24 protein-coding genes are annotated in these 24882 nt (G+C 71.9%); 15 read left to right on the top strand and 9 right to left on the bottom strand.

Annotated features, from left to right (window positions below; all coding sequences use genetic code 11):
* Positions 1-220 precede the first annotated feature (220 nt).
* From FAF44_RS13535 to FAF44_RS13490, 11 genes are all read left to right on the top strand, one after another.
* Positions 221-1693 carry a polysaccharide deacetylase family protein gene (locus FAF44_RS13535; RefSeq protein WP_237103466.1) on the top strand — a complete coding sequence of 491 codons (1473 nt, stop codon included), beginning with the start codon at positions 221-223 and terminating at the stop codon, positions 1691-1693.
* A 33-nt stretch (positions 1694-1726) separates the two neighbouring features.
* On the top strand, positions 1727-1816 hold the full coding sequence (locus tag FAF44_RS56360; RefSeq protein WP_311132193.1) for a putative leader peptide: 90 nt from the start codon (positions 1727-1729) through the stop codon (positions 1814-1816).
* Between the two features lie 124 nt (positions 1817-1940).
* Positions 1941-3785, top strand: a complete 1845-nt coding sequence (locus FAF44_RS13530) for a 2-oxoacid:acceptor oxidoreductase subunit alpha (RefSeq protein WP_237103465.1) — start codon at positions 1941-1943, stop codon at positions 3783-3785.
* Positions 3778-4824, top strand: a complete 1047-nt coding sequence (locus FAF44_RS13525) for a 2-oxoacid:ferredoxin oxidoreductase subunit beta (protein ID WP_237103464.1) — start codon at positions 3778-3780, stop codon at positions 4822-4824. The genes FAF44_RS13530 and FAF44_RS13525 overlap by 8 nt, the downstream gene beginning before the upstream one ends.
* A 20-nt stretch (positions 4825-4844) precedes the next feature.
* On the top strand, positions 4845-5789 hold the full coding sequence (locus tag FAF44_RS13520; protein WP_237103463.1) for a hypothetical protein: 945 nt from the start codon (positions 4845-4847) through the stop codon (positions 5787-5789).
* Positions 5790-5799: 10 nt separating this feature from the next.
* The gene (locus tag FAF44_RS13515; RefSeq protein WP_237103462.1) at positions 5800-6684 is read left to right on the top strand and encodes an NAD(P)-dependent oxidoreductase; all 885 of its coding nucleotides are present in this window, start codon (positions 5800-5802) and stop codon (positions 6682-6684) included.
* 55 nt (positions 6685-6739) lie between these two features.
* Positions 6740-7399 (top strand): polysaccharide deacetylase family protein, encoded by a 660-nt coding sequence (locus tag FAF44_RS13510; RefSeq protein WP_237103461.1) that lies wholly within the window; start codon positions 6740-6742, stop codon positions 7397-7399.
* A complete protein-coding gene (locus FAF44_RS13505; RefSeq protein WP_237103460.1) occupies positions 7399-8307 on the top strand; it encodes a glycosyltransferase family 2 protein in 909 nt (302 codons plus the stop codon). The genes FAF44_RS13510 and FAF44_RS13505 overlap by 1 nt, the downstream gene beginning before the upstream one ends.
* Positions 8304-9311, top strand: a complete 1008-nt coding sequence (locus tag FAF44_RS13500; protein ID WP_237103459.1) for a GNAT family N-acetyltransferase — start codon at positions 8304-8306, stop codon at positions 9309-9311. Before FAF44_RS13505 ends, FAF44_RS13500 begins: the two co-directional genes overlap by 4 nt.
* A 102-nt stretch (positions 9312-9413) precedes the next feature.
* Positions 9414-10721, top strand: a complete 1308-nt coding sequence (locus FAF44_RS13495) for a nucleotide sugar dehydrogenase (RefSeq protein ID WP_237103458.1) — start codon at positions 9414-9416, stop codon at positions 10719-10721.
* Positions 10711-11907, top strand: a complete 1197-nt coding sequence (locus FAF44_RS13490; protein ID WP_237103457.1) for a glycosyltransferase family 4 protein — start codon at positions 10711-10713, stop codon at positions 11905-11907. The genes FAF44_RS13495 and FAF44_RS13490 overlap by 11 nt, the downstream gene beginning before the upstream one ends.
* On the opposite strand, the gene FAF44_RS13485 is transcribed toward FAF44_RS13490, so the two are convergent.
* The gene (locus FAF44_RS13485; RefSeq protein WP_237103456.1) at positions 11880-12725 is read right to left on the bottom strand and encodes a glycosyltransferase family 2 protein; all 846 of its coding nucleotides are present in this window, start codon (positions 12723-12725) and stop codon (positions 11880-11882) included. The genes FAF44_RS13490 and FAF44_RS13485 overlap by 28 nt on opposite strands.
* 26 nt (positions 12726-12751) lie before the next feature.
* Here FAF44_RS13485 and FAF44_RS13480 point away from each other — a divergent pair, with 26 nt between their 5' ends.
* Complete coding sequence (locus tag FAF44_RS13480) at positions 12752-13312, top strand: dTDP-4-dehydrorhamnose 3,5-epimerase family protein (protein WP_237103455.1); 561 nt, start codon at positions 12752-12754, stop codon at positions 13310-13312.
* 12 nt (positions 13313-13324) lie between these two features.
* Positions 13325-14233: a hypothetical protein gene (locus FAF44_RS13475; RefSeq protein ID WP_237103454.1), complete on the top strand. Its 909-nt coding sequence runs from the start codon at positions 13325-13327 to the stop codon at positions 14231-14233.
* On the opposite strand, the gene FAF44_RS13470 is transcribed toward FAF44_RS13475, so the two are convergent.
* On the bottom strand, positions 14182-15579 hold the full coding sequence (locus FAF44_RS13470) for an O-antigen ligase (protein ID WP_237103453.1): 1398 nt from the start codon (positions 15577-15579) through the stop codon (positions 14182-14184). The two genes, FAF44_RS13475 and FAF44_RS13470, sit on opposite strands and share 52 nt — an antisense overlap.
* 3 nt (positions 15580-15582) lie before the next feature.
* On the bottom strand, positions 15583-16380 hold the full coding sequence (locus tag FAF44_RS13465; RefSeq protein ID WP_237103452.1) for a hypothetical protein: 798 nt from the start codon (positions 16378-16380) through the stop codon (positions 15583-15585).
* A 146-nt stretch (positions 16381-16526) separates the two neighbouring features.
* Between FAF44_RS13465 and FAF44_RS13460 the strand changes: the two genes are divergently transcribed.
* Together FAF44_RS13460 and FAF44_RS13455 are read left to right on the top strand one after the other, a co-directional pair.
* On the top strand, positions 16527-17411 hold the full coding sequence (locus FAF44_RS13460; protein ID WP_237103451.1) for a DUF6492 family protein: 885 nt from the start codon (positions 16527-16529) through the stop codon (positions 17409-17411).
* Positions 17408-18280 carry a DUF6492 family protein gene (locus FAF44_RS13455; protein ID WP_237103450.1) on the top strand — a complete coding sequence of 291 codons (873 nt, stop codon included), beginning with the start codon at positions 17408-17410 and terminating at the stop codon, positions 18278-18280. The genes FAF44_RS13460 and FAF44_RS13455 overlap by 4 nt, the downstream gene beginning before the upstream one ends.
* Here FAF44_RS13455 and FAF44_RS13450 read toward each other — a convergent pair.
* The 6 genes from FAF44_RS13450 to FAF44_RS13425 form a co-directional block, all read right to left on the bottom strand.
* The gene (locus FAF44_RS13450; RefSeq protein WP_237103449.1) at positions 18259-19263 is read right to left on the bottom strand and encodes a hypothetical protein; all 1005 of its coding nucleotides are present in this window, start codon (positions 19261-19263) and stop codon (positions 18259-18261) included. The genes FAF44_RS13455 and FAF44_RS13450 overlap by 22 nt on opposite strands.
* Before the next feature lie 64 nt (positions 19264-19327).
* Positions 19328-20203, bottom strand: a complete 876-nt coding sequence (locus tag FAF44_RS13445) for a glycosyltransferase family 2 protein (protein WP_237103448.1) — start codon at positions 20201-20203, stop codon at positions 19328-19330.
* Complete coding sequence (locus tag FAF44_RS13440; RefSeq protein ID WP_237103447.1) at positions 20190-21638, bottom strand: oligosaccharide flippase family protein; 1449 nt, start codon at positions 21636-21638, stop codon at positions 20190-20192. The genes FAF44_RS13445 and FAF44_RS13440 overlap by 14 nt, the downstream gene beginning before the upstream one ends.
* Positions 21635-22588, bottom strand: coding sequence for a hypothetical protein (locus FAF44_RS13435; protein ID WP_237103446.1), 954 nt, complete (start codon positions 22586-22588; stop codon positions 21635-21637). Before FAF44_RS13435 ends, FAF44_RS13440 begins: the two co-directional genes overlap by 4 nt.
* On the bottom strand, positions 22585-23865 hold the full coding sequence (locus FAF44_RS13430; RefSeq protein WP_237103445.1) for a DUF4910 domain-containing protein: 1281 nt from the start codon (positions 23863-23865) through the stop codon (positions 22585-22587). Before FAF44_RS13430 ends, FAF44_RS13435 begins: the two co-directional genes overlap by 4 nt.
* The gene (locus FAF44_RS13425) at positions 23862-24881 is read right to left on the bottom strand and encodes an NAD(P)-dependent oxidoreductase (protein ID WP_237103444.1); all 1020 of its coding nucleotides are present in this window, start codon (positions 24879-24881) and stop codon (positions 23862-23864) included. Before FAF44_RS13425 ends, FAF44_RS13430 begins: the two co-directional genes overlap by 4 nt.
* Between the last annotated feature and the right edge of the window lies 1 nt (position 24882).

Below are 24882 nucleotides of genomic sequence, written 5' to 3'. Positions count from 1 at the left end.
GGCGGTTGGCGAGCAGGGCGCCGGCCACGATGGCGACGCCGAGGGCGATCAGCGCGGCGACGAGCGCGTAGGACTCGAAATAACCGTCCATGACGCGATGGTAACCCGAACATGCGCGACGGCGGCTGCGAGCCGCGGGTTACCCGCCGTGGTCAAAGTGTCCGGCGCTTTCACACAAAATCGGGGTAAATCGTAAGATCAGAGCCATACTCTGACTTTTATGCACAAGTCGCGATTCTTGGCCGGAATCGCTCTGCTGGCCCTCTCGGCCTCCGGATGCGGTCTGGCCACCGCCTCCCCCGAGAGGGGCGTCATGGTGCCGGCAGAGCCGACGCTGATCGACTTCGTCGATCCGGCGACGGTCGTCGGCCTGTCCATGCAGACCCTGACCGAAGGCCACTCCCTCCGCGGCGGGTACGCGCACATCAACTACCCCGAGTTCGCCGGCGCCACCGCACTGAACGACGAACTGCGCGCCCAGGCCGAGCGGCAGTTGCGCGACTTTCGAGCCCGTACCCGCAATGTCGAGCCCATGAGTCCCCGACCCGAGCTGAACGTGGACTGGCAGCTCGCCGCCGCCTCCCCCGAGGCCGTGGCCGTCCGGTTGCGTACCGGCGAGTTCCAGGGCGGGAGCTGGGGTAACTCCACCCGTACGTCCTGGTTCGACCCGCGGACCGGCAAAGCCGCCGGCTCCACCGGGCTGCTGTCGGGCAAGGCGGCGCTCGAACGGCTCGCGGCCCTGGTCAGGGAGCAGCTCAAGGAGCGCGGGAACGAGGTCAGGAGCGACGACGTGAGGGCCGGGGGCGACGCGTTCGACTCGATGGCGTTCAACCGCGACGGGGACCTGGTGGTCGAGTTCGACGACTGCCAGATCGGGGCGTGCTCGCTCGGCCGGCTGGCCGTGGCGGTGCCCGCCGGGCAGGTCACCCCGCTGCTGTCGGCGCTGGGCCGCCAGGCGCAGACCAGCGCGCGGGAGGCGCGGCCCGCCGGCGACACCCCGCACTTCACCCCGGCCAACAGCCCGGACGCCGTCAGCAACCAGGCCGGGAGCGTGGACTGCGCGACGGCCAAGTGCGTGGCGCTGACCTTCGACGACGGGCCGGGACCGTACACCGGCAGGCTGCTCGACCTGTTGAAGGACGGGCAGGCGCGGGCGACGTTCTTCGCCGTGGGCAGCAACGTGACCGCGCAGCCGGCGTTGCTGCGCAGGATGAGCATGGAGGGGCACCTCGTAGGGAATCATTCATGGGCACACAGGGACCTGTCCAAGCAGGCCAGCAGCAAGATCGCCGATTCGCTCGGGAAGACCGGGGACGCCGTGTCCGCGGTCATCGGGCAGTCGCCGACGCTGGTCCGGCCCCCGTACGGGGCCGTCAGCCAGCAGGTGCGCAACGTCTCTCGTGAGATGGGGCTGGCCCTGGTCAACTGGGACGTCGACACGGAGGACGAGCACGGAGGCAAAGCGGAAGACATCGCGGACCGGGCCGTGCAAGGCGCACAGCCGGGTGCGATCATTCTCATGCACGACATTCATCGGGAAACCGTGGATGCGGTTCCGGACATCCTCACCAGGTTGCGTGGGAAGGGTTACACCTTCGTCACCGTTCCTGAGTTGTACGGCTCTGCGGGGATGCAGGCCGGACGCCTGTACCGGTCGGGGAACGAGCTGCCGGGTAAGCAGCCCCTGACGTAGCGCATGTGTTGGGGGGACGTATAGTTGGCGCTCGTGACCCGAACCGTCCTGTTCGCCCGCCTGCATGTAGACCTCTGCAGGCTCGCGTCCGGACTGTGTCGTCGTTCTCCCACCTCACCCTGACTGACTCCGACCGCGTTTACCCGCCTGTGCGGCATGCAAACGCGTGACCTTCTGAGGATCTAGCATGGAAACAGAGAACGCGCCCGAAGCAACCGCGCATTGGCGCGTCGAGGAGGACTGAGCTGTGACGAAGCAGGTCCAGCAACTCGACCGCGTGATCATCAGGTTCGCCGGCGACTCCGGCGACGGCATGCAGCTCACCGGCGACCGGTTCACCGCCGGCACCGCGGAGTTCGGCAACGACCTGTCGACGCTCCCCAACTTCCCGGCGGAGATCCGCGCGCCCGCAGGCACCCTGCCGGGCGTGTCGAGCTTCCAGCTCCACTTCGCCGACCACGACATCCTCACGCCGGGTGACGCGCCGAACGTGCTGGTGGCCATGAATCCCGCCGCGCTCAAGGCCAACCTGGGCGACCTGCCCAGGGGCGCGGACATCATCGCCAACACCGACGAGTTCACCAAGCGCAACCTGCAGAAGGTCGGCTACGCCGCCAACCCGCTGGAGGACGACTCGCTGGGCGAGTGGCGCGTGCACGCGGTGCCGCTGACCTCGCTGACCGTCAAGGCGCTCGAAGGCTTCGAGCTGTCCAAGAAAGACGCCGAGCGCTCGAAGAACATGTTCGCCCTCGGCCTGCTGTCCTGGCTCTACCACCGGCCGACCGAGGCCACGATCAGCTTCCTCGAGCAGAAGTTCGCCAAGAAGCCCGACATCGCCAAGGCCAACATCGCGGCCTTCCAGGCGGGCTGGAACTACGGCGAGACGACCGAGTCGTTCTCGGTCTCCTACGAGGTCAAGCCCGCGCAGCTCGCGCCGGGCGTCTACCGCAACATCTCCGGCAACCAGGCGCTGGCCTACGGTCTGATCGCCGCGGCCGTGCAGTCGAAGCTGCCGCTGTTCCTGGGGTCGTACCCGATCACCCCGGCCAGCGACATCCTGCACGAGTTGTCGAAGCACAAGCGGTTCGGGATTCGCACGTTCCAGGCCGAGGACGAGATCGCGGGTGTCGGGGCGGCGCTCGGGGCCGCCTTCGGCGGCGCGCTCGGCGTGACGACGACGAGCGGTCCCGGTGTGGCGCTGAAGGCCGAGACGGTCGGCCTGGCGGTCACCACCGAGCTGCCGCTGATCGTCGTGGACGTGCAGCGGGCCGGCCCGAGCACGGGCATGCCGACCAAGACCGAGCAGACCGACCTGCTGATGGCCATGTTCGGGCGCAACGGCGAGTCGCCGGTGCCGATCGTGGCGCCGATGTCGCCGAGCGACTGCTTCGACGCGGCCGTGGAGGCGGCCAGGATCGCGGTGAAGTACCGTACGCCGGTCATGCTGCTGTCGGACGGCTACCTGGCCAACGGCTCCGAGCCGTGGCGCCTGCCGGAGGTGTCCGATCTGCCGGACATCTCGCAGCCGTTCACGACCGAGCCGAACGGGGCCGAGGGCGAGTTCCTGCCCTTCAAGCGTGACACCGAGACGCTCGCCCGCCCGTGGGCCATCCCCGGCACCGCCGGGCTCGAACACCGCATCGGCGGCATCGAGAAGGCCGACGGCACCGGCAACATCTCCTACGACCCGGACAACCACGACCTGATGGTCCGCACGCGGGCCGCCAAGATCGCCGGCATCGACGTGCCCGACCTCGAGGTCGACGACGCCGACGGCGACGCGAAGGTGCTCGTGCTCGGCTGGGGTTCGACGTACGGGCCGATCGCCGCGGCCGTGCGGCGCATCAGGCGCAACGGCGGCAAGGTCGCCCAGGCCCACCTGCGCCACCTCAACCCGCTGCCCGCCAACACCGGAGAGGTGCTCAAGCGCTACGACAAGGTGCTGCTGCCCGAGATCAACCTCGGCCAGCTCGCCCTGCTGCTGCGCGCCAGGTTCCTCGTGGACATCATCAGCTACAACCGTGTGCGCGGGCTCCCGTTCAAGGCCGAGGAGCTGGCCGGAGTCATCCAGGACGTGATCGAGAGTGACTGAGCTCGTGAACGGGAAGGGCCTGTCGCTCATTCCCAAGACCGACGTGAAGCAGGGCCTGAAGGACTTCAAGTCCGACCAGGAGGTGCGCTGGTGCCCGGGGTGCGGTGACTACGCGATCCTGGCCGCGGTGCAGAGCTTCCTGCCCGAGCTGGGGCTCAAGCGCGAGAACATCGTGTTCGTCTCGGGCATCGGCTGCTCCTCGCGGTTCCCGTACTACCTGAACACCTACGGTTTCCACTCCATCCACGGCCGGGCGCCGGCGATCGCCACCGGGCTGGCGGCCAGCAGGCCCGACCTGAGCGTGTGGGTGATCACGGGTGACGGCGACGCGCTGTCGATCGGCGGCAACCACCTGATCCACGCGCTGCGCCGCAACGTCAACCTGAACGTCCTGCTGTTCAACAACAGGATCTACGGTCTGACGAAGGGCCAGTACTCGCCCACGTCCGAGGTCGGCAAGATCACCAAGTCGACGCCGATGGGCTCGCTGGACAAGCCGTTCAACCCGATCTCGCTGGCCATCGGCGCCGAGGCGTCGTTCGTGGCCAGGACCATCGACTCCGACCGCAAGCACCTGCAGTCGGTGCTGCGCGAGGCGACCGCGCACCGCGGCACGTCGCTGGTGGAGATCTACCAGAACTGCAACATCTTCAACGACAACGCCTTCGAGCAGCTCAAGGACCCGGCCGTCCGCGACGACATCACGCTGCGGCTGGAGCACGGTCAGCCGATCGTGAGCGCCTCCAAGGCCGTCGTGCGCGCCGCCAACGGCGGCGTGGAGGTGGTGGCCCGCGACAGCGTGAGCGAGGAGCAGATCCTCGTGCACGACGCGCACAGCCCCGACCCGTCGGTGGCCTTCGCGCTGAGCAGGCTCGACGAACCGGCCTTCGAGCACGTGCCGATCGGCATCTTCCGCCAGGTGGACCGGCCGGCGTACGACGTGCTGATGGCCGAGCAGCTCGACGAGGCCGTGGCGCAGAAGGGCCCCGGCGACCTGAGTGAGCTGCTGCTGGGTGGCGACACCTGGCGCATCGGCTGATTTTTCGCGACTATGCCGGGGTGGCGAAGACGTGGTGGTATGTCCTAGCCGTCGTCGTCGCCCTGGCACTGGTCGTGACGGCCGCGCGGGTGCTGGACGCCCCGGACGGGCAGGTCCCCGCCCCTCCCGCGCAAGCGTCCGCGCCGCAAGACCAGCCGACGGACCCGCCGGGCACGCGCGGGCCGCGGGGCTTTCCCGGCGCGGATGACACCGGCGTGCCGCCCGGCACGCCGCTCACGGACGTCGTCGGCGACCAGACCTTCGCCGAGGACGGCGAGGTCGTCGAGGGCAAGGTCTTCTACGGCTTCGTCGTGGTGACCGCGAGCGACGTCACGTTCCGTAAGTGCGTCTTCCGCGGCGGCCCCACCCAGGACGTACGCCCGCTGCTCGACACCGAGCACGCCCGCGGCACCGTGATCGAGGACTCGGAGTTCCACCCCACCCGCCCCTCCCCCTCGATCGACGGCATCTGGGCCGCCCGCACGGAGATCCACCGCTCGGAGTTCCGCGGCACGGTGGACGGGATCAAGGCCCACACCGGCACTCTCGTCCAGGACTCCTACATCCATGACCTGAGCTGGTTCGCCGCGGACCCCGACCAGGGCGGCGGGCCCACGCACAACGACGGCGTGCAGGCGTTCGCCGGCCAGACGGGCGTCACGCTGCGGCACAACACGATCGACCTGTCCACCACCGAGGACCCGAACGCGGCCGTGCAGTCGTCGGCCGACGAGTTGCGCGTGGAGGACAACTACCTCGACGGCGGGGCCTGCGTCGTCAACATCGACCACACGCCGCTGGGCCGCCCGCTGACCGGCCAGCGCGTCACCGGCAACCGGTTCGGCCGTAATTCGGCGCACGAGTGCCCGATCCTGCTGAGCACGCGGTCCGAGCTCCGGGCCGCGGACGGAAACGTCTGGCACGACACGGGCGATCCCATACCGGCACCCGAGCAACACGACTGAAAGAGGGCGTATGTGGCAGGGGACGCGGGCCCTGGTGACGGGCGCGACCGGTTTCATCGGGGCGCACCTCGTCCGGAGGCTGGATGAGCTGGGGGCGGAGGTGCACGCGGTCAGCCGGCGGGGCCGGCCGGGGCGCGAGCGGTGGCACCAGGCGGACCTGACCGACGCCGCCGCCACCGCCGACCTGGTCGGGCGGGTCCGGCCCGAGGTGGTCTTCCACCTGGCCAGCGAGGTCACGGGGGTGCGCGAGCCGGCCGTGGTGGCCCCGACCCTGGCCGCCAACCTGGGGGCCGCGGTGAACCTCCTCACGGCGGTGACCGGCACCGGGGTCCGCAGCGTGGTGCTGGCGGGCTCGGTGGAGGAGCCGGGCGACGGCCGGGCCCCGGGCTCGCCGTACGCGGCGGCCAAGGCGGCGGCGACCGGTTACGCCCGCATGTTCCACGCTCTGTGGCAGGTCCCGGTGTCGGTACTGCGTGTGGCCATGGTCTACGGTCCCGGCGAGCCGAACCCGCGCAGGCTCGTCCCGTACGTGACGTCGTCGCTGCTGCGCGGCGAGTCCCCCGAGCTGACCTCCGGCACCAGGCTGGTGACCTGGGTGTACGTCGAGGACGTCGTGGACGCGTTCGTCCGGGCGGGGGCGGGCGGCGACGCGGCCGGGCACGTGCTCGACATCGGCGCGCCCGAGCCCGTCTCCATCCGCGACACGGCGGAGCTGATCGCCGGCATCGTCGGCGGCCCGGCCCGGCCGGTCTACGGCGCCGTGGCGGCCCGGCCGCTGGACCGCACGCAGCGTTCGGACATCGAGCCGGCCGCGCGGGTGCTGGGCTGGCGGCCGGCCACCTCTCTGACAACGGGCCTCACCAACACTGTCGAATGGCATGCAAAACATCTGTAACGGTCCATCCCGGGTGGCGATATCACTCCTGGCGGCACTCTGATCAGGGGGCGGGATGCGTGCGGTGACGAACCTGACCGTGCACGGCATCGGCGAGACGACCCGGGAGCTGGATCGGGGCGAGGACACGACGTGGGTGTCGGTCGAGCAGTTCGAGCGGGTGGTGGACGCGGTGGCCGGCCGGCCGGACGTGCGCATCACGTTCGACGACGGCAACGCCTCCGACGTGGAGATCGCCCTCCCCCGACTGCTGGAGCGCGGGCTGACGGCGGAGTTCTTCGTGCTGGCGGGGCTGCTCGGCGAGCCGGGCCGGCTGACCGCCGACGGGGTCCGGGAGCTGGTCGGCAGGGGCATGCGGGTCGGCTCGCACGGCTGGGCGCACCGCGACTGGCGCACGGTCACGGCCGATCAGGCGGCCGAGGAGTTGTCGCGGGCCCATGAGGTGCTCGGCGAGCTGACCGGCGGGCCGGTGTCGCGGGTGGCGATCCCGTTCGGCTCGTACGACCGGCGGGTGCTGCGCCGGTTACGCGGGGCCGGGGTGACCCGGGCCTACACCAGCGACGGCGGCCGGGCCAGGCCGGGCTCCTGGCTCCAGGCGCGCAACAGCCTCCGGCACGACCTCGACGCCTCCTGGATCGGCCGGGTGCTGAGCGGGCCCCCGCTCGGCCGCCGGGCGGGCAAGCTGGGCATGCGGCTGTACAAGCGGGTGCGTTGATGCGCCGGGTCGCGGTCGTCATCGTCACCTACAACAGCGCGGACGTGCTGGAGGGTTGCCTCGGCTCGCTGCGCGCGGGCGCGGAGGGCGTGGAGCTGGCCGAGGTCGTGGTGGCCGACAACGCCTCCAAGGACGCCTCCACCGCCGTCGCCGCGCGGGCCGGCCTGCCGGTCACCGTGGTCCAGGTGGGCAGGAACGCCGGGTACGCGGCGGCGATCAACGCCGGGATCGCCGCCCTCGACCTCGACCGCCTCGACGGCGTCTACGTGCTCAACCCCGACTGCCGCCTGCACGGGGGCGCCGTCGCGCCGCTGCTGGACGCGTTGCGGGAGCCGGGCCGGGGCATCGTGGTGCCGTACATGGTCAATCCCGACGGAACGTTGCAGCCGTCGCTGCGCCGGACGCCGACCGTGGGCCGGGCGGTGGTCGAGGCGGTGATCGGCGGCGGCCTGGCCGGGCGCCTCGGCACGCTCGGCGAACTGGTGACCGACCCGCGCGACTACGCCAGGCCGGGCGCGTTCGCCTGGGCGACGGGGGCGGCCATGCTGCTCTCGCCGCGGCTGATCCGCGAGGTCGGGCCGTGGGACGAGTCGTTCCTGCTCTACAGCGAGGAGACGGACTACTGCCTGCGGGCCGCGGACCTGGGCTGGGCCACCTGGTACGAGCCCGCGTCGGTGATCGAGCACATCGGCGGCGACTCCGGGGTGAACCCGATGCTGGCCTCCATGCTGGTCGTGAACAAGGTCCGCCTGTACCGGCGGCGGCACGGGCCGGTCGCCGGGACGGCGTACTACCTGGCCGTGCTGGCCGGTGAGGCCGTGCGGGCGCTGGCCGGGCGGCGGACGTCGCGGGCCAGCGTGGCGGCGTTGGTGCGGCCCTCCCTGCGTACGACGGCGCTGCCCCAATGAGCGGCGGGCTGCGGGTCAGGGGGTTCGGCGAGCTGACGGCGGCCGACCTGGACGCCTGGGAGGCGGTACGGGCCGGCAACCCGGCGCTGGACAGCCCGTACTTCCATCCCGGTTTCTCGGCGGCGGTGCACGCCAGCGGCCGGGAGGTGCGCGTGGCGGCAGGCGAGGGCGTGTTCGTGCCGCACCACCGCGACGGGCGGCTGCTGCGGCCGGTCGGCTGGCCCGGGGCGGACTTCCAGGGGCCGATCCTGGCCGCCGGGGCCGCGTTCCGGCCGCTGGAGCTGCTGGGCGGCGGCGCGGGCGGCTACGCGTTCGACCATCTCGTCGAGCAGGCCCCCGGGTTCGACCGGTGGGTGGTCTCGCGCCGGCCGTCGCCCTTCCTGGACGTCGCCGGCGGGCTGGCGGGCTATCTGGGCCGGGCGTCGAAGAGCGGCAAGGACAACATGGGGCAGGCCAGGCGGCGGGCCGCCAAGGCCGAGCGGGAGCACGGCACGCTGCGCTTCGAGGCCGACTCGGCCGACGCCGGGGCGCTGGCGCGGGTGATCGAGCTGAAACGGGCCCAGTACGCCGCGACGGGCGCGAAGGACTACTTCGCCGAGCCCGACCGGATCCGGCTGCTGGAGAGCCTGCTGAAGACCCGCGACCCGGCCTTCGGCGGTGTGCTGTCCACGTTGCGGGCCGGGCCGCACCTGCTCGCGGCGCACTTCGGGCTCCGGTCCGGCGGGGTGCTGCACTGGTGGTTCCCGGTCTACGACCCGGCGTACGCGCGGCTGTCGCCGGGCTGGATCCTGCTGCGCGAGCTGGTCTGCGCGGCCCCGGCGCTCGGCGTCACCCGGATCGATCTGGGCCGTGGCGAGGACGAGTACAAGCGGCGGGCCAAGACCGGCGAGAGCGTGGTCTGCCAGGGCCTGGTGACCCGCAATCCGCTGCGGCTGGCGGCGGCGTCGGCGGTGACCCGGGCCAGGTCAGCGGTGCGGGGCATACGTTCCAGAAGAAATCGGTAACGTTCCAATACGCATGCCCGACATATCCGTGGAGGCGGGGGAAATCACGCGCTGCCCTCCACAAGACGGTCCACGGTAGACGGTCCAACGCGGAGGGCGGCTATGCGGATCAGTGTCTTCGGGCTCGGCTACGTGGGGTGCGTCTCGGCCGCCTGCCTGGCATCCATGGGGCATCAGGTGACCGGCGTGGACGTGAACCCCGACAAGGTCGACCTGATCAACGACGGGCAGGCGACGATCGTCGAGGAGCGCATCGGCGAGCTGATCGCCCAGACCGTCGCCGACGGCCTGTTACGCGCCACCACCGACGCCGCCGGGGCGGTCGCGGCCAGCGAGGTGTCGCTGGTCTGCGTGGGCACCCCGTCGGCGGCCAACGGCAGCCTGGCCACGACGTACCTGGAGCGGGTGGCCGAGCAGATCGGCCGGGCGCTGCGGCCGGGGCACGTCGTGGTCTTCCGCAGCACCATGTTGCCCGGCACCTGCGCCGACCTGCTGATGCCGATCCTGGAGCTGTCGTCCGGGCTGCGGGTGGGGGTGGACTTCGGGGTGGCGGTCAACCCGGAGTTCCTGCGCGAGGGCACCAGCGTGCGCGACTTCTTCGCGCCGCCCAAGACCGTGATCGGCGAGTCGGACTCAACCTCGGGCGACGTGGTGGCCGCCCTGTACGACGGCCTGCCCGGCGAGGTCTTCCGGGTCCCGATCCCCGTCGCCGAGATGACGAAGTACGCGGACAACGCGTTCCACGCCGTCAAGATCGGCTTCGCCAACGAGATCGGCGCCGTCTGCCAGGCCATGGGGCTCGACTCGCACCGCGTCATGGACGTGTTCCTGGCCGACCGCAAGCTCAACATCAGCCCCGCCTACCTGCGCCCCGGCTTCGCCTTCGGCGGCTCCTGCCTGCCCAAGGACCTGCGCGGCCTGGTCTACGCCGCCAGGAAGGCCGACGTGTCGATCCCGCTGCTGTCGCACGTGCTGCCGGCCAACGAGGCCCACCTGCGGCGCGCCTTCGATCTCGTCGCCGCGCCCGGCAAGCGCAAGATCGGGATCTTCGGCCTGTCGTTCAAGCCCGGCACCGACGACCTGCGCGAGAGCCCGCTCGTCGAGCTGGCCGAGCGGCTCCTCGGCAAGGGCTACGACCTGCGCATCTACGACGCGAACGTGTCCCTGTCGCGGCTGGTCGGGGCCAACCGGGCCTACATCGCCGAGCGTCTGCCGCATCTCGGCGACCTGCTCGGCGACTCGGCCGACGACGTGCTCGACCACGCCGAGGTGTGCGTGATCGGGTGCCTGGACGCGCCGGTGCTCAAGGCGCTGGCCCGCGCCGGCGACCGCACGATCGTCGATCTCGTCCGTGTCCCCGACGCGGACGCCCAACGGGGCAGAAGGGACTACACAGGCATTGGGTGGTAGAGCGCTCATCCTCGTCGAGAACCTTTCCGTACCGCTCGACCGCCGGGTCTGGCAGGAGAGCACCGCCCTGCGCCAGGCGGGCTGGGAGGTGCACGTCATCTGCCCGCAGGGCACGAAGCAGGACACCGAGGCGGAGGCCGTCATCGACGGCGTCCACATCCACCGCTACCCGCTGCGCGCCGCCACCGGCGGCCCCGTCGGGTTCGTCCAGGAGTACGCCTCCGCCCTGTGGCACACCTTCCGGCTGGCCCGGAGGCTGACGCGGCGCTTCGGCCGGTTCGACGTCGTGCACGGCTGCAACCCGCCCGACCTGTTCTTCCTGGTCGCGCTGGCCATGCGCAGGCGGGGCACCCGGTTCGTCTTCGACCAGCACGACCTGGTGCCCGAGCTGTACCTGTCGCGGTTCGGGCGCGGCCGGGACCTGCTGTACCGGGCCGTGCTGCTGGCGGAGCGGCTGACGTACCGGGCGGCGCACGTCGTCATCGCGACCAACGAGAGCTACCGGCGGATCGCGCTGACCAGGGGCGGCAAACGGCCCGAGGAGGTGTTCGTGGTGCGCAGCGCGCCCGCGGTCGAGCGCTTCCACCAGGTGCCGCCGGACGAGTCGGCGCGGCGCGGCAAGCCGCACCTGCTGTGCTACCTGGGCGTGATGGGCCCCCAGGACGGCGTGGACTACGCCCTGCGCAGCCTGGCCAGGCTCCGCGACGAGCACGGCAGGACGGACTGGCACGCGGTGTTCGTCGGCGGCGGCGACACCTTCGACGCGATGGTGGCGCTCTCCCGCGAGCTGGGCCTCGGCGACCGCGTCGAGTTCACCGGCCGCATCCCCGACGAGGACCTGCTGCGCTACCTCTCGACGGCCGACGTGTGCCTGTCGCCCGACCCGCTCAACCCGCTCAACGACGTCTCGACCATGAACAAGATCATGGAGTACATGGCCATGTCCCGGCCCATCGTCTCCTTCGAGTTACGCGAGGCCCGCGTCTCGGCGGGCGAGGCGGCGCTGTACGCGCCCGCCGACGACGAGTCGGAGTTCGCCAAGCTGATCGCACGGCTCATGGACGACCCGGACGAGCGGCGGCGGATGGGCGAGATCGGGCGGGCGCGCGTGGCGGGCCCGCTGTCCTGGGAGCACTCGAAGACGGCGCTGCTGGCGGCCTACGAGGCCGCCGTGGGGTCGCGATGACGGCTGCCGGCGTCGGCGCCCCAGCCGGTCGCGCCGCGGCGGAGCCTGGCCAGCAGCCGGTCCACCGCCAGCACGGCCAGGTAGCAGGCGGCGTCGAGCGGGCCGACCTCGCGGGCGGCCAGCAGCCGGCCGAGCGCGCCGAGCCGCAACGTGCGGCCCCGCCTGCCGAGGGCGGCCAGTTGCCGGTTGCCCTGACGGACCCGGACCCGCCTGCGCAGGTGGGCGCGGACCGTACGGGGCGGGCACACCACGGATCGGGCCGCGCGCACCACGACGCGCTCGTCGCCGGTGAAGCAGCCGTCCACCCAGCCGTCGTCGGAGATCACCTCGGGCAGGGGGAAGGCCCGCTCGTGCCCCCGCTCGTTGAGCACGTACACGCCGACTCCGGCCAGCGCCCGCGCGGGCGCGATGAGCCGGTCGTGCACCCGGTGCACCCGCCGCACCACGGGGCCGGTGCCGCGCAGGTCCCACTCGGGTTCGGGCGCGCAGGCCAGCACGCCCGGCCGGCCCGCCGCCGCGGCCAGCGCGCGTACCGACCCGGCGTCGAGGCGCACGTCGGCGTCGAGATAGACGCGCGGGAAGACGCGGCAGGCGGCGTCGCCCAGGCGCAGCGCGCCGGCCTTGCCCGGGACCGGCGTCTCCAGCACCCGCACGCCCGGCCGGGCGGCGGCCCGCGCGGTGCCGTCGGTGCAGCCGTTGGCCACCACCACGACGTCGAACTCGCCCGGCGCGACGCCGTCGAGCAGCAGGTCCAGCCCGGCCGAGACGACGGCCTCCTCGTTGTGGGCCGGGATCACGACGCTGACCACGGGCTTCATCAGTCCGCCTCCAGGAAGGACGACACATGAAAGTGGAGCAGGGCGAGCTCGAAGGGGTGCTGCTGTTCACTCCGGCGCCGCACCGCGACGGCCGCGGCCTGTTCACCAGGACCTTCGACGCGGCCGTGGCCGCCGGCGCGGGCCTGGACCCCTTCGCGTTCATCCAGGACAGCCAGTCCAGGTCGCGCCGCGGCGTGATCCGGGGCCTGCACGGGCGCTCCGGCCAGGGCGAGGCCAAGCTGGTGCGCTGCGCCCGCGGGGCCGTCCACGACGTGCTGGTGGACGCCAGGCCGCACTCGCCCACGTTCGGCCGCAGCATGGCGGTGCGCCTCGACGACGAGGACTTCGTCACCCTCTACGTGCCTCCCGGCCTGCTGCACGGCTTCCAGGCGCTGACCGAGACGGCCGACACGTGTTACCGCATCGACAGGGAGCACGATCCGGGCGAGGACCTCGCGGTCCGCCACGACGACCCGGACCTGCGGATCGCCTGGCCGCTCGCGGCGACGGAGGTGAGCCGGCGCGATCTCGACGCGGGGTCCTGGGCCGAACTGCTGCCCCGGCTCGGCGTCCGAGAAAGCGCCTGAGAGGTGGCGGCGATGCGCGGACGTGTTCTCCTGCTCCTCCTGGCCGCGATGGCGCCGGTGGCCTGCCAGGCCGCGCCGCCGCCCGGCCCGCCGCCGCCCACCCGGACGACGTCCCCGCCGCCCGCCATCGTCCGGCCCGACGGCTCGTCCTGTCCCGACCATCCGACGCCCGCCTGCACGGGCGCGCCGCGCGGGCTCCCGTTGAAGCCGGTCCAGCTCGACACGGAGAACGTCGCCTTCCGCGTGCGCACCGCCGGGGCCGTGCTGGACGGCGTGCACATCCCCGGCCACCTGCTCATCCACGCCGACGACGTGACGGTCAGGAACAGCGTGATCGACGGCGACGTGATCAACGCCGACGGCCCGCAGTCGTTCCGGTTCACGATCACCGACTCCACGGTGGGCACCACGGCCAAGTGCGAGCCGCTGCCCGGGATCGGCCAGGACAAGTACCGGGCGACCAGGGTGCTGGTGCAGGGGCACAGCGACGGCTTCCGCGTCTCGGGCGACGACGTGGAGATCCGCGACTCTTACGTCAAGCTCTGCTCGCGGCCGGGCGACCACTCCGACGGCATCCAGGCCTACAACGGCGGCAAGGGCCTGCTGTTCCACCACAACACCGTGGACCAGCGGGAGGCGAAGGACATCACCGCGCCGATCTTCCTGGTGGACGAGAAGTCGGAGGACGTCGTGGTCACCGACAACCTCGTCATGGGCGGGACGTACAGCATCCAGGTGCGCAACGCGCGCGGCAGGCAGGTCGTACGCGGCAACAAGCTGGTCGACAGGTCGTGGGTGTACGGGCCGGTCGACTCCGAGTGCCGCAGGACGGAGTGGGCCGGCAACGAGCTGGTCACCATCGACGCGAACTATCGGGTCACCTCGATCGTCGGCCCGCTGGCCTGCGCGGGAGAGGGCTGACCGGCCGCCGCCCGCTCCGCGCGGGCGGCGCGCAGCAGCGCGCCCGCCGAGCCGACCAGCACGAACGCCAGGCCGGTCGCGGTGTGGAAGGACAGCAGGTCGAAGGTGAACGACCCGACGAGCGGCACGATCAGCACGGCGGCCAGGGTCAGGCCGAGGTCGCGGTCGCCGGGGTCGGCGCTGAGGTGCCGGGCGCGCAGCGCGGCGTAGCAGGCCGTCGCGAAGATCGCGGCGAAGGTGACGGTGCCGAACAGACCGGTCTCGACCATGGACAGGATGTACTGGTTGTCGAAGATCTGGTGTTTGGGGGCGTACCAGGTGCCCAGGCCGCGGCCGAGCCAGAAGTGCCGGCCGATCTGCTGGGCCGCGACGGCGTAGTCGTGCGTCCGGTACTGGATGCTCTCGTCGTGACCGAGGTTGGAGAACAGCCCGGTGATGGCCCCGAGCAGGCCCGGCACGGTGATCCTGATCACGACGAGGAATCCGGCGGCGACCAGCAGCGTGTACCCGCGCCGCCGCCACGACCAGCCCGCGAACAGCACCGCACCCACCGCGGCCAGGCTCAGCATGGCCGAGCGTGACACGGAGAACATCAGGCCGCACCCGATCAGCGCGGTGCACACCCACCAGCGCAGCGCCGGCTCGCCGCGCATGCGGGCCTGGGTGGCGTAGTGCGCGGCCAGCGGCAGCAGGACGGCGCAGGTGACGCCGAACTCGATCGGGTGCCCGGTGGTCGCGGCCACCCGGCGCAGGTCGGCCCGTTCCAGCACGAACGAGTCGCCCTCGCTGCTGTAGCGCAGGATGGGCAGCTCCAGGAACCGGGTCAGGTCGAACGACAGCAGGAACTGCGCGGCCGCGATCACGGAGATCACCGCGCCGCCGACGACCAGCGTCTGGAGCAGGAAGTCCAGCCGCCGCCGGTCACGCACGCCGTCGCAGACCGCCAGCGCGATGCCGACCAGGGCGATCACCAGGACGAACGCGTGGTCGCTCAGGTTCAGCTCGTCGGAGTCCAGGTAACCCCAGGTGGAGAACCCGTAGGTGGCCACCATCGAGGTGAGGTACGCGAACAGCGCCGTACGCACGGGGTTGCGCCCCTTGGCCGCCCCCAGCGTGAGCGTGAACTGCGCGCACAACCACAGGACGGCCGCGCCCAGGCTCACCACGTTGGCCGGGGTGAGCGAGAGCGGCAGGCCCTTCAGCACCAGCCGGGCGGGCACGATCAGCAGCACGGCGGCGAACACCGCGGCGACCGTGGCGCCGTCGGCGCGTCCGGGCGGCGACATGCCCGCGACCGTGCCGGCGCGTCCGGGCGGCGGCGGGCCCGGGGCCGTGTCGGCGGCCACCGCCTAGCTACCCGTCCTGCCGGAAGAACCGGAGGCGCCGGAAGAACCGGAGGAGACCGGGACCGGGTCTTGCTCCGGCCGCCCGGCCCCGGCTCCGTCCGGTGGCCGTCGCCGCAGGCGCCTCCCGGCCCGCCCGAGCGGTCCCGCCAGGCGGGCGCGCAGCGGCCCCGAGAGGCTCTCGGCGGCGAACGACGCGCACAGGGACGCGATCACCCCCAGGCCGAGGGCCGCGGCGGCCGAGCGCAGCTTCCTGCCCTGCTGCGGGCCCGGCGTGGTCGGCGGCACGGCCTCGCTGATCGTGATGTACGTCCCCTCGGGCGCCTGCACCTGCCGCTGGCGCACGTCCAGCTCCTCCTTGACCTGGTCGATGGCCTTGCGCGCGATCCGGGTCGCCTCCTCCGGCGTCTGGCCCTCCCCCTCGACGAACACCAGCGGTCCCGTGGCCAGCGACTCCAGGTTGTTGGTGCCGTTCGTCACCGCGTACGAGGTGGGGCCCTCGCTCGTGACGCCCATCTCGGCCACCATGTCCGGCGTGCTCATGACGCTGATCAGGATGGAGGCGGCCACGTCGAGCCCGTGGTCGAAGTTCAGCAGCGGGTTGACCCTGGGGGCGGGCTGGTCGGGGTCGGGCGGCAGGGTGCCGCCGCCGGGCGGCGCGGTCAGCAGCAGGACGGCGGTCGTGGTGTAGGTGACCGGGATCGTGGAGTAGGAGTAGAAGGCCGTGGCGACGGCCGCGAGGAAGGCGGGCAGGGCGACGTACCACCGCCGTAACAGGACGAGGATCGTCGCCCAGAAATCCACGCGCCCTCCCTCGCGAGTCCTGCCTCATACATGTCGCCGGGAACGGGGTGGAGCGTTACACAAAACCGTGTAACACCCCCTATTGCCGTCCGATATGGAGTACGAGGGGCGTCCATCACCCGGCGCGGGGACGGAGATCACTTTTCATGAGCGCATTGGCCGTCGTCACGCCCACGTACGCGCCCGACGCCGAGCTCTTCGCCCACCTGCACCGTTCCGTCCTCGACCACACCTCGGACGACACCGTGCACCACGTGGTCGTGCCCGGCTCCGACCGCCGCCTGTTCGCCGGGTACGCGGGCCCCCGCTGCCGGATCTGGACCTACGCCGAGATCCTGCCCCGGCGCATCGTGCGGGCGCCGTTCGCCGGCGTGTGGATCGATCCCGTGCGCCCGTGGCCGCCGCTGCGCGGCTGGGTGGCGCAGCAGGCGGTGAAGGTCGCGGTGACGGCCCGGCTCGACGCGAAGGTGGTGCTGGTCGCCGACTCCGACGTCGTCCTGGTCCGCGAGGTCACGCCGGACCAGTTCATCCAGGACGGCCAGGTGTGCATGTTCCGGATGGCCGACGGCGTGCACGAGGCCATGACGGACCACGTCACCTGGCACCGGGTGGCCCGCGAGTTGCTGGGGCTGCTGGGGCCGGCTCCGCTGCCGCTGCCGGACTACGTCAGCTCGCTGGCGTGCTGGGACCCGGCCGTCGTCCGGGCGATGCAGCGGCGGATCATCGAGGTCACGGGCCGCGACTGGCTCTCGGCCTTCATCTCGTATCTGCAGGTCTCGGAGTTCATCGTCTACGGCGTGTTCGTGGACGAGGTGCTCGGGCCCGCGCCCGCGATCAACACCTCTATCTGTCACAACCGGTGGGATCGCACCCCTCTGGACCCTGCCGGAGCCATCGCCTTCGCCGACCTGCTGCCCTCCGACGCGGTCGGAATGATGATCTCGGCCAAGTCGGAGACGCCCATGGCGGCCAGGTCCGCGGCGATCGCGCGATGCTCCCAGATCACCGGACCCGATGGGAGTCATTCGTGAGCAAGCTGGCGGTCATCACCCCGTCCTACGCCCAAGACGCCGAGCTGTTCGCCGACCTGCACCGTTCCGTGCTCGAGTACACCTCAGAGGACACCATCCACCACGTGTTCGTGCCGCCGGGCGACCGCGCGGCGTTCGCCCGGTTCGAGGGGCCCCGCTGCCACGTGTGGATCCGTTCCGAGCTGCTGCCCCGCCGGTACCTGCGGCTGCCGGGGGCCGACCTGTACGTCAACTACCGCCGGCCCTGGCCGCCGCTGCGCGGCTGGGTGATGCAGCAGACGGTCAAGATCGCCTCGGTGGGGCTGATCGACGCCGACGCCCTGCTCATCGTGGACTCCGACGCCGTGCTGGTCCGTCCGACCAGCGCCGAGTCCTTCACCAGCGACGGGCGGCTGTGCCTGTACCGCCTGGAGAACGGCGTGACGGCCGGGATGACGCGGCACGTCATCTGGCACCAGGTGGCCCGCGAACTGCTCGGCCTGCCACCGGCCCCGTTGCCACCGCTGCCCGACTACGTGACGGCGCTGACGTTCTGGGACCCGGAGATCGTGCGCGCGATGCAACGGCGGATCAGCCAGGTGACCGGCCGGGACTGGCTCGACGAGTTCAACGCGCGGCTGCACGTCTCGGAGTTCATCCTGTACGGCGTCTTCGTGGACGAGGTGCTGAAGGCGGACCCGCCGATCAACACCACGATCTGCCACCTGAGCTACAACCACGAGCCCTGGGACGAGGCCACCGCCGTCGCCTTCGCCGACCGGCTGCCGCAGGACGCGGTGGGGATGATGATCTCGGCCAAGTCGCACACCCCGATGGAGGTCAGGCAGGCCGCCATCAGGAGGTGCGCTCAGGTGGTCGAGTCGAGCTGACCGTCGCCGTCCTCGGTCTTCGGCTCGTCGTCGGGCTTGACCACCTGGATGGGTCCCGTCTGCTCCACGGCCAGTTCGTCCACCGTCATGGGGAAGCCCGGGACGGTCGGGTACGGCCGGGAGCCGTTGAGCGCCGCGGGCGGCGGCTCCCCAGCCCCGCCCCGCGCGCCGGGCTGCTCGGCGACGACCTCGGCCCACACCTCGGGCTCCCGCTCCAGCCCTTGTTCCGGCCCAGCTTGGGGCCCGGCTTGGGGCCCGGCTTGGGGCCCGGCTTGGGGCCCGGCTTGGGGCCCAGCTTGGGGCCCAGCTTCGGGCACGGTCTCGGCCTGGGCCCGTGACCAGCGCACGCGCTGGACGCCGTACGCCACGCCGATCCCGGCGACCACGCCGAACACGCCGCCGAAGGCCGCGAGCGTCAGGCGGTCGCCGAGCGCGGCCCTCGGGCCGGACGGCGGCATCACGTCCATGATCCCGATGTGCGTGCTGATCGGGGCGTCCAGCGCCGTCTGCCGCCTGGCCAGCTCCAGCCGCACCCGCTGCTGCGCCTTGCGCATGACCTCCCGCACCGTGGCAGGGTCGTCGCTCTCCACCTCGATGTAGATGAAGGGGCCGTTGGTGCTGATGCCCAGCAGGTCGGCGTTGGTCCGGCCGTCGTTGATGGTCACGGAGGTGGGCCCGCTCTCCGGCGCGCCGACCTCCTTGTAGACGTCGGCCGTGTTGGTGGCCAGGATCAGGATGCCGGCGGTGGTCCGCAACGCGTCGTTGAACTGCAGCAGCGGGTTGGTCAGGCCGGGCTTGCCGGCCGGCTGGGTCTCCAGCGTGCCGCCGGTGGCGGGCACGGTGAGCACCATGGAGGCGGTCGAGACGTAACGGCCCGGCATCAGGAAGTACGCCGCCAGGGCGAGCCCGACGGCCGCGAGAACCACCGGCGGCCCCACGACCTTCTTCCGGGCCAGACCGAGGATGGTCTTCCAGAAGCGCACTATTTCCGCCCCCGTCGACTTTTGTACCGATGCAAACGGGAAATCGCTCCGCTCATCGGACGTGTTACACCAGGCGGGCCATGGCCAGCAGCCTGCGACCGCGATGGGCGATCGTGCGCCGCTGGCGTCGGGCGTACATGCGCAGCACCGCGCCGCGTGCCCGCCGCCGCTGCTCCTCGGTGAGCTCCGCCTCGCTCAGCCATCTCAGCAGCTCCCTGCACTGAAGGGTGTTGGCCAGGCGGGACTGCCAGGACGGCACGTCGAGGCGGCGGGCGATGCGGCCGATCCGCTCCAGCCGCCAGTTGCGGTGCGAGAGCACCTCGGGGACGTGCGCCCACGGGCCCGCCAGGGCCAGCTTGGCCGCGAACACCTCGTCCTCGCGCAGCATGTTGCGCCGCGGGATGCCGGTCGCGGGCCCGCGCCGCAGCAGGCCGTAGAGCGGATCGATCAGGTACGGGCTCTCGTTGAGCAGGCGCAGCATCTCGGCGAAACGTTCCACCGGGTCGTCGGAGCCCAGCCCCGCACCGGTGTACGGGACCGTGCTGACCTGCCCGTCGGGGCCGGTGTAGGCGACCTGGTTGGTCACCAGCACGAGCCGCTCGTCGGCGGCGAAGGCGGCCAGCGCCCGCGAGACGCACGCGGGCTCCAGCCGGTCGTCGTCGCCGATCCACCGGATGTAGGCCCCGCGCGAGATGCGGGCCGCGTGCCGGAAGTTGCCGAGCAGGCCGACGTTCTCCGGATGGCGGTGGTAGACGATCCTGGGGTCGCGGGCGGCCAGGTCGCGGCACAGCTCCTCGGTGCCGTCCGTGGAGGCGTTGTCGGAGATGACCAGCTCGACGTGCGGATGGTCCTGGGCCAGCACCGAGCCGACCACGGCCGCCAGCCGGTCGGCCCCGTTGCGCACGGGCAGCGCGATCGAGACGAGCTCAGAGTGGTGCATGCGCCCTCCTTTGGCGTACGAGTCGCGTCAGCGCGGCGCGCGGCACCACGACGAGCGTGAACAGCAGCAGCCCACCGCCGCCGGCCACGCACAGCTCGGCGAACGCCCCGTCGACCACCGCGGCGAGCCCGGCCATGACGAGGCCCGCCGGCACCGCCCCCACCAGCGGCCTGACCAGCCCCGCGCCGACCAGCCCCACGGGCACCCCCGACCGGTTCAGGGCCACGGCCAGCAGCGGCAGCGCCACGACCACGGCGATGACCGCGTGCGCCATGGCGGCGCCCTGGATGCCGTCGAGCCGCGCCCCCAGCAGCAGCGCGGGCACCAGCGCGACGGCCCAGCACAGGTTGACCCACATGGTCGCCTTCGTCCGGCCGAGCGCGGCCAGGATGTCGGTGATGAGCAGCGTCAGCATGCGCACGGCCATCACGATCGCCAGGAAGCGCAGCACCTGGGCCGCGGGCAGCCAGGACGGGCCGTACAGGAACTCCACGACCGACGGGGCGAGCGTACCCATCAGCACGGCGATCGGCAGCACCATGCCGGCCAGCAGCGGGACGGCCCGCCGCACGCCCTCCCGCATCGACTCGGCGCCCTCCTCGGCCAGGCGCGCGAAGCTGGGCAGCGCGACGTACCGGACGGCGGTGCCGACCAGGCCGGGCACCCAGCTCGAGATGTTGAAGGCGAGCAGGTAGAAGCCCAGCCAGACCGGCCCGAGCACGTCGCCGACGATGACGGAGTCCACGTTGAGCAGCAGGCCCTCGATGCCGAGGCTGACGCAGAGCGGCAGCCCGAAGCGCAGCAGCCGCGCGGCCTGCACGCGGTCGAAGCCCAGTTCGATCCGGACCCGGGCCAGCACCACCACCAGCACCCCGGTCAGCACACCCCCGCTGAGCTGCCCCCAGGCGAAGCTGTAGGCCCCGGCGCCGTTCGCGGCCAGGGTGATGGAGACGGAGGCGTTGGCCACGAACCCGGCCAGGTTGGCCCAGGCCAGCTTGTCCTGCTCGAAGCGGCGCATGAGCGCGGCGCTGCGCACCGCGGTCAGCCCGTAGACGAGGTTGGTGGCCATGAGGATGCGGATCACCCAGATGGCGTCCTCGCTCCCGGCCAGCCGCGCGTAGAACGGGGCGATCACCCAGAACAGCGCGTAGAGGGCGACGCTGGACAGGATCGCCACGACGGTGGCGGTGGGCGCGATCTCCTCCAGCCGGCCCCGCCACTGCACGGTCGCCGCGATCACCCCGGCGTCGTTGATGTAGATGACGAACTGGGTGGCCGCCAGCGCGATCGCGAACACGCCGAAGTCCTCCGGCACCAGCAGCCTGGCCAGGATCAGGCTCATCACGAACGAGCCCGCCTTCATCACCAGGTTGCCCAGCAGGCTCCAGCGCAGGCCACGACCGGCCTTACGGCCGATGTCGCCGACCTCGCTCACGGACTCTCGACCCTCTCCAGCCAGATCTCCCGCCAGAACGGCACGAACTCGCGCGGGCAGTTGGCGTTGTAGACGCCCTCGCAGACGAGGTCGTCGAGGATGATGCACGGGCTCTTCATGGTGAGCATCCGGCCGGTCTTCTCATCCAGGCAGCGCTCGACCCTGGCCCGGACGCGGGCGGTCCTGCCGCAGTAGCGCGCCATCTCCTCCTCGAAGCCCATCCCGCGGTTGAGCAGGTCGTCGTTGAGCGTGTCGAGGATCTCGTCCTTGGACCTGATCCGGACCAGCTCGCCGGGCCGCAGGCCGAGCGTGGCCGTCGGCGTGACCTTGCCGGCCCGGCCCTCGATGAAGCCCCAGCGCAGCCCGCGCCGGATCCACAGGGGGCGCGGCAGGCGCTTCCTGCTGACGTCCTGGAAGCGGTTGAACAGGCCCACCAGGAACGTGCGGACGGTCTGGGCCACGCCCACGTTGCCGCTGCGCACGTCGGTGACGTACTGGCCGAGGTCGCGGAAGGGCAGGCAGGTGGGCGCGGCCCGGAGCAGCTCGGTGGCCTGGCAGGCGTAGCCGTCCGGGCCCTTGCGGGTGTTGGCGTCCAGCAGTTTCAGCAGCCGCTCCTCCGGGATCGCCGGGGCCGCCGGCTCGCCGGGCTCGACCCGTTTGAGCCAGGCCGACTTCCAGTACAGCGAGCAGGCGGTCTGGCAGCCGCCGTGGCCGCCGCCGTCGCACCGCGCGCCGGTCAGGTGCACCGCGTCGTCCATGCGCCGCATGCCGCTGCGGCTGATCGTGTCGCACAGCTTGTGCGCGACCTTGTGCACGGTCATCCGCCGCCCGCAGAAGGCCAGCATCTCCGGCATGAACGGGAGGTCGTCCAGTTCGCCCCGCTCGTCCAGCGTCGCCAGGATCTCCGCCGCGCTCCGCACCTCGACGAGGTCCCCCACCCGCAGATTCATCCGCCCTCTCCCACCCGTTTGAGCAGGCCCGCGGCCTCCAGCGCGGCGGACGCCTCGGCGACCGCGCGGAAGGGCAGGCCCGACCGGCCGGCGACGTCCAGCAGGCTGTGCTCGCCGTCGGACAGGTTCAACACCCATAACATCGCCATTTGCGCTTGTTTCGTGTCACTCCGGCCGCCGAGAGATCCGTACAGGCCGCGCCTGCCGAGTTGCGGCTCGCCGTACGGGCTGAGGTTCTCGTAACGGCCGTCCTGCTCCAGCACCTCGACCGCCGACCGCAGCGCGTCCAGGGTGTCGGCCATGGCCCGCGGCGAGACGAAGTCCAGGTCGTCACCGGAGGTGTGGTACTCGGGGTAGCCCGCGTACGGCGTCCTGGTCAGGCTGCCGACCGGCAGGTCGAAGCCGGGCGAGCAGAACTGCCGCTCGTCGTAGCCGTACGGCGAGAAGTCCACGATCGTGTGCGGCCGCTCGCGCAGCACGTGCGCCATCACCCTGTCGATGGGCGCGTCGCCGCGCCTGCTGCGTTTGTACGTCAGCCCGCCCCGGTCGCCCGCGCAGGCCAGCGTGAGCCCGTGCCGGACCCGCCCGGCCCGCTCCCGGTTGCGCGCCAGCCACGTGATCGCGCCGATCGTGCCGGGCGCGAACAGGAACCGGTAGGTGTGACGCGGGCGCGGCCCGCGCGCCAGCCCGGCGGCCAGGGCGGTGGCGACGGCGATCCCGGCCAGGTTGTCGTTGGCCAGCGACGGGTGACAGACGTGGCACGAGATCAGCACCTCGTCGTCGGTGCGCCCCGGCACGACGTGCTCGGCGTAGGTCAGGTGCCCGTCGGACAGCGTCGAGTCGATCACCACCTCGTACGGCCCTTCGCCCATCCCGTCGAGCGTGTCCTGGCTCAGGCAGAACCCCCACGTCTCGGCGTAGTACGAGGTCCGGTACGGCACCAGCCCCGGCTGCCCGGGCAGCGTGTGCAGGCGGGGCCGCAGCTCCTCCAGGGTCATGGTCGCCGACACCGGCACGCTGTAGCCCACGACGTGCAGGTTGGAGCGTTCGAAGTCCACCACCCGGCGGCCCGCCGGATCCTTGACGTAGGCGTCGCGGATGTTCCACTCCTGGGGGATCGTCCAGTCGAGCACCCGCGTCCCGGTCGGCACCTCGTGCACCGCCAGCTCCAGCAGTTCCCCGACGACGTCCAGGGTGGCGCGCACGCCGTCGCCCGTGATGGAGCGGCACAGCGGGTAGAGCCGCTCCACCAGGGCGTGCATCTCCTCCCCGGTCACGTGCGCAGCTCCTCGGAGACGGTCCCGTCCGTACGCCGGTCGGCCAGCCAGGCCAGCCGGGTGTAGCGCTGCCGGAAGTCGTCGGCGGTCAGCCCGTGGTAGCGGTAGGCGTCGGCCAGCTCGACGGCGCCCGCCTTCACCGTCCAGCGGGCGTGGTAGCCGGGCAGCGCCTCGCGGATGCGGGTGAAGGAGACCCGGTAGGAGCGCGGGTCGGCGCCGGTCTCACCGGTGATCAGCAGCTCCGAGCCGGGCACCGCCTCCACGACGTGCTCGGCGATCTCGGCCACGGTCAGGTTGTTCATCTCGCCGCCCACGTTGAACGCCCTGGCGTGCACGGCCTCGCGCGGCGCGGTGAGCGCGGCCAGGAACGCGTCGGCGATGTCGGCGACGTGCACCAGGGGCCGCCACGGGGTGCCGTCCGAGAGCACCCGGACCTGCCCGGTCAGGTGGGCGTGGCCGACGAGGTTGTTCAGCACGATGTCGGCCCGCAGCCGGGGCGAGAACCCGAACGCGGTCGCGTTGCGCAGGAACACCGGCGTGAAGCCGGCGTCGGCCAGCTCGACCAGCTCGTCCTCGACGCGCACCTTCGACTCGGCGTACGGGGTGACGGGCCGCAGCGGGGCGTCCTCGTCGAGCAGGTCGTCGCCGCCGGAGGCCCCGTACACGGAGCAGGTGGAGGCGTACAGGAAGCGGCGCACGCCCGCCTCCTTGGCGAGCCGGGCCAGCCGTACGGAGGCGTGGTGGTTGATGTCGTAGGTCAGCTCGGGCGCGAGGGCGCCGAGCGGGTCGTTCGAGAGCGCGGCCAGGTGGATCACCGCGTCGATGCCCTCCAGCAGATCCGCCGGTACGTCGCGCAGGTCGACGCGGTGTCCCCGCGGCTCGTCCGGCGCGGGGCCGAGCACGCACGCGGCGAAGAGCCCCGAGTCCAGGCCCACCACCTCGTGGCCGGCCTTGGCGAGCATGGGGGCCATGACCGTGCCGAGGTAGCCCTGGTGCCCCGTGAGTAAGACACGCATG

The sequence above is a fragment of the Nonomuraea sp. MG754425 genome (assembly GCF_021699195.1).
Taxonomy (GTDB): Bacteria; Actinomycetota; Actinomycetes; order Streptosporangiales; family Streptosporangiaceae; genus Nonomuraea.
The sequence above is the reverse complement of the archived record's forward strand: the minus strand, read 5'-3'. Positions and strand labels throughout refer to the sequence as shown.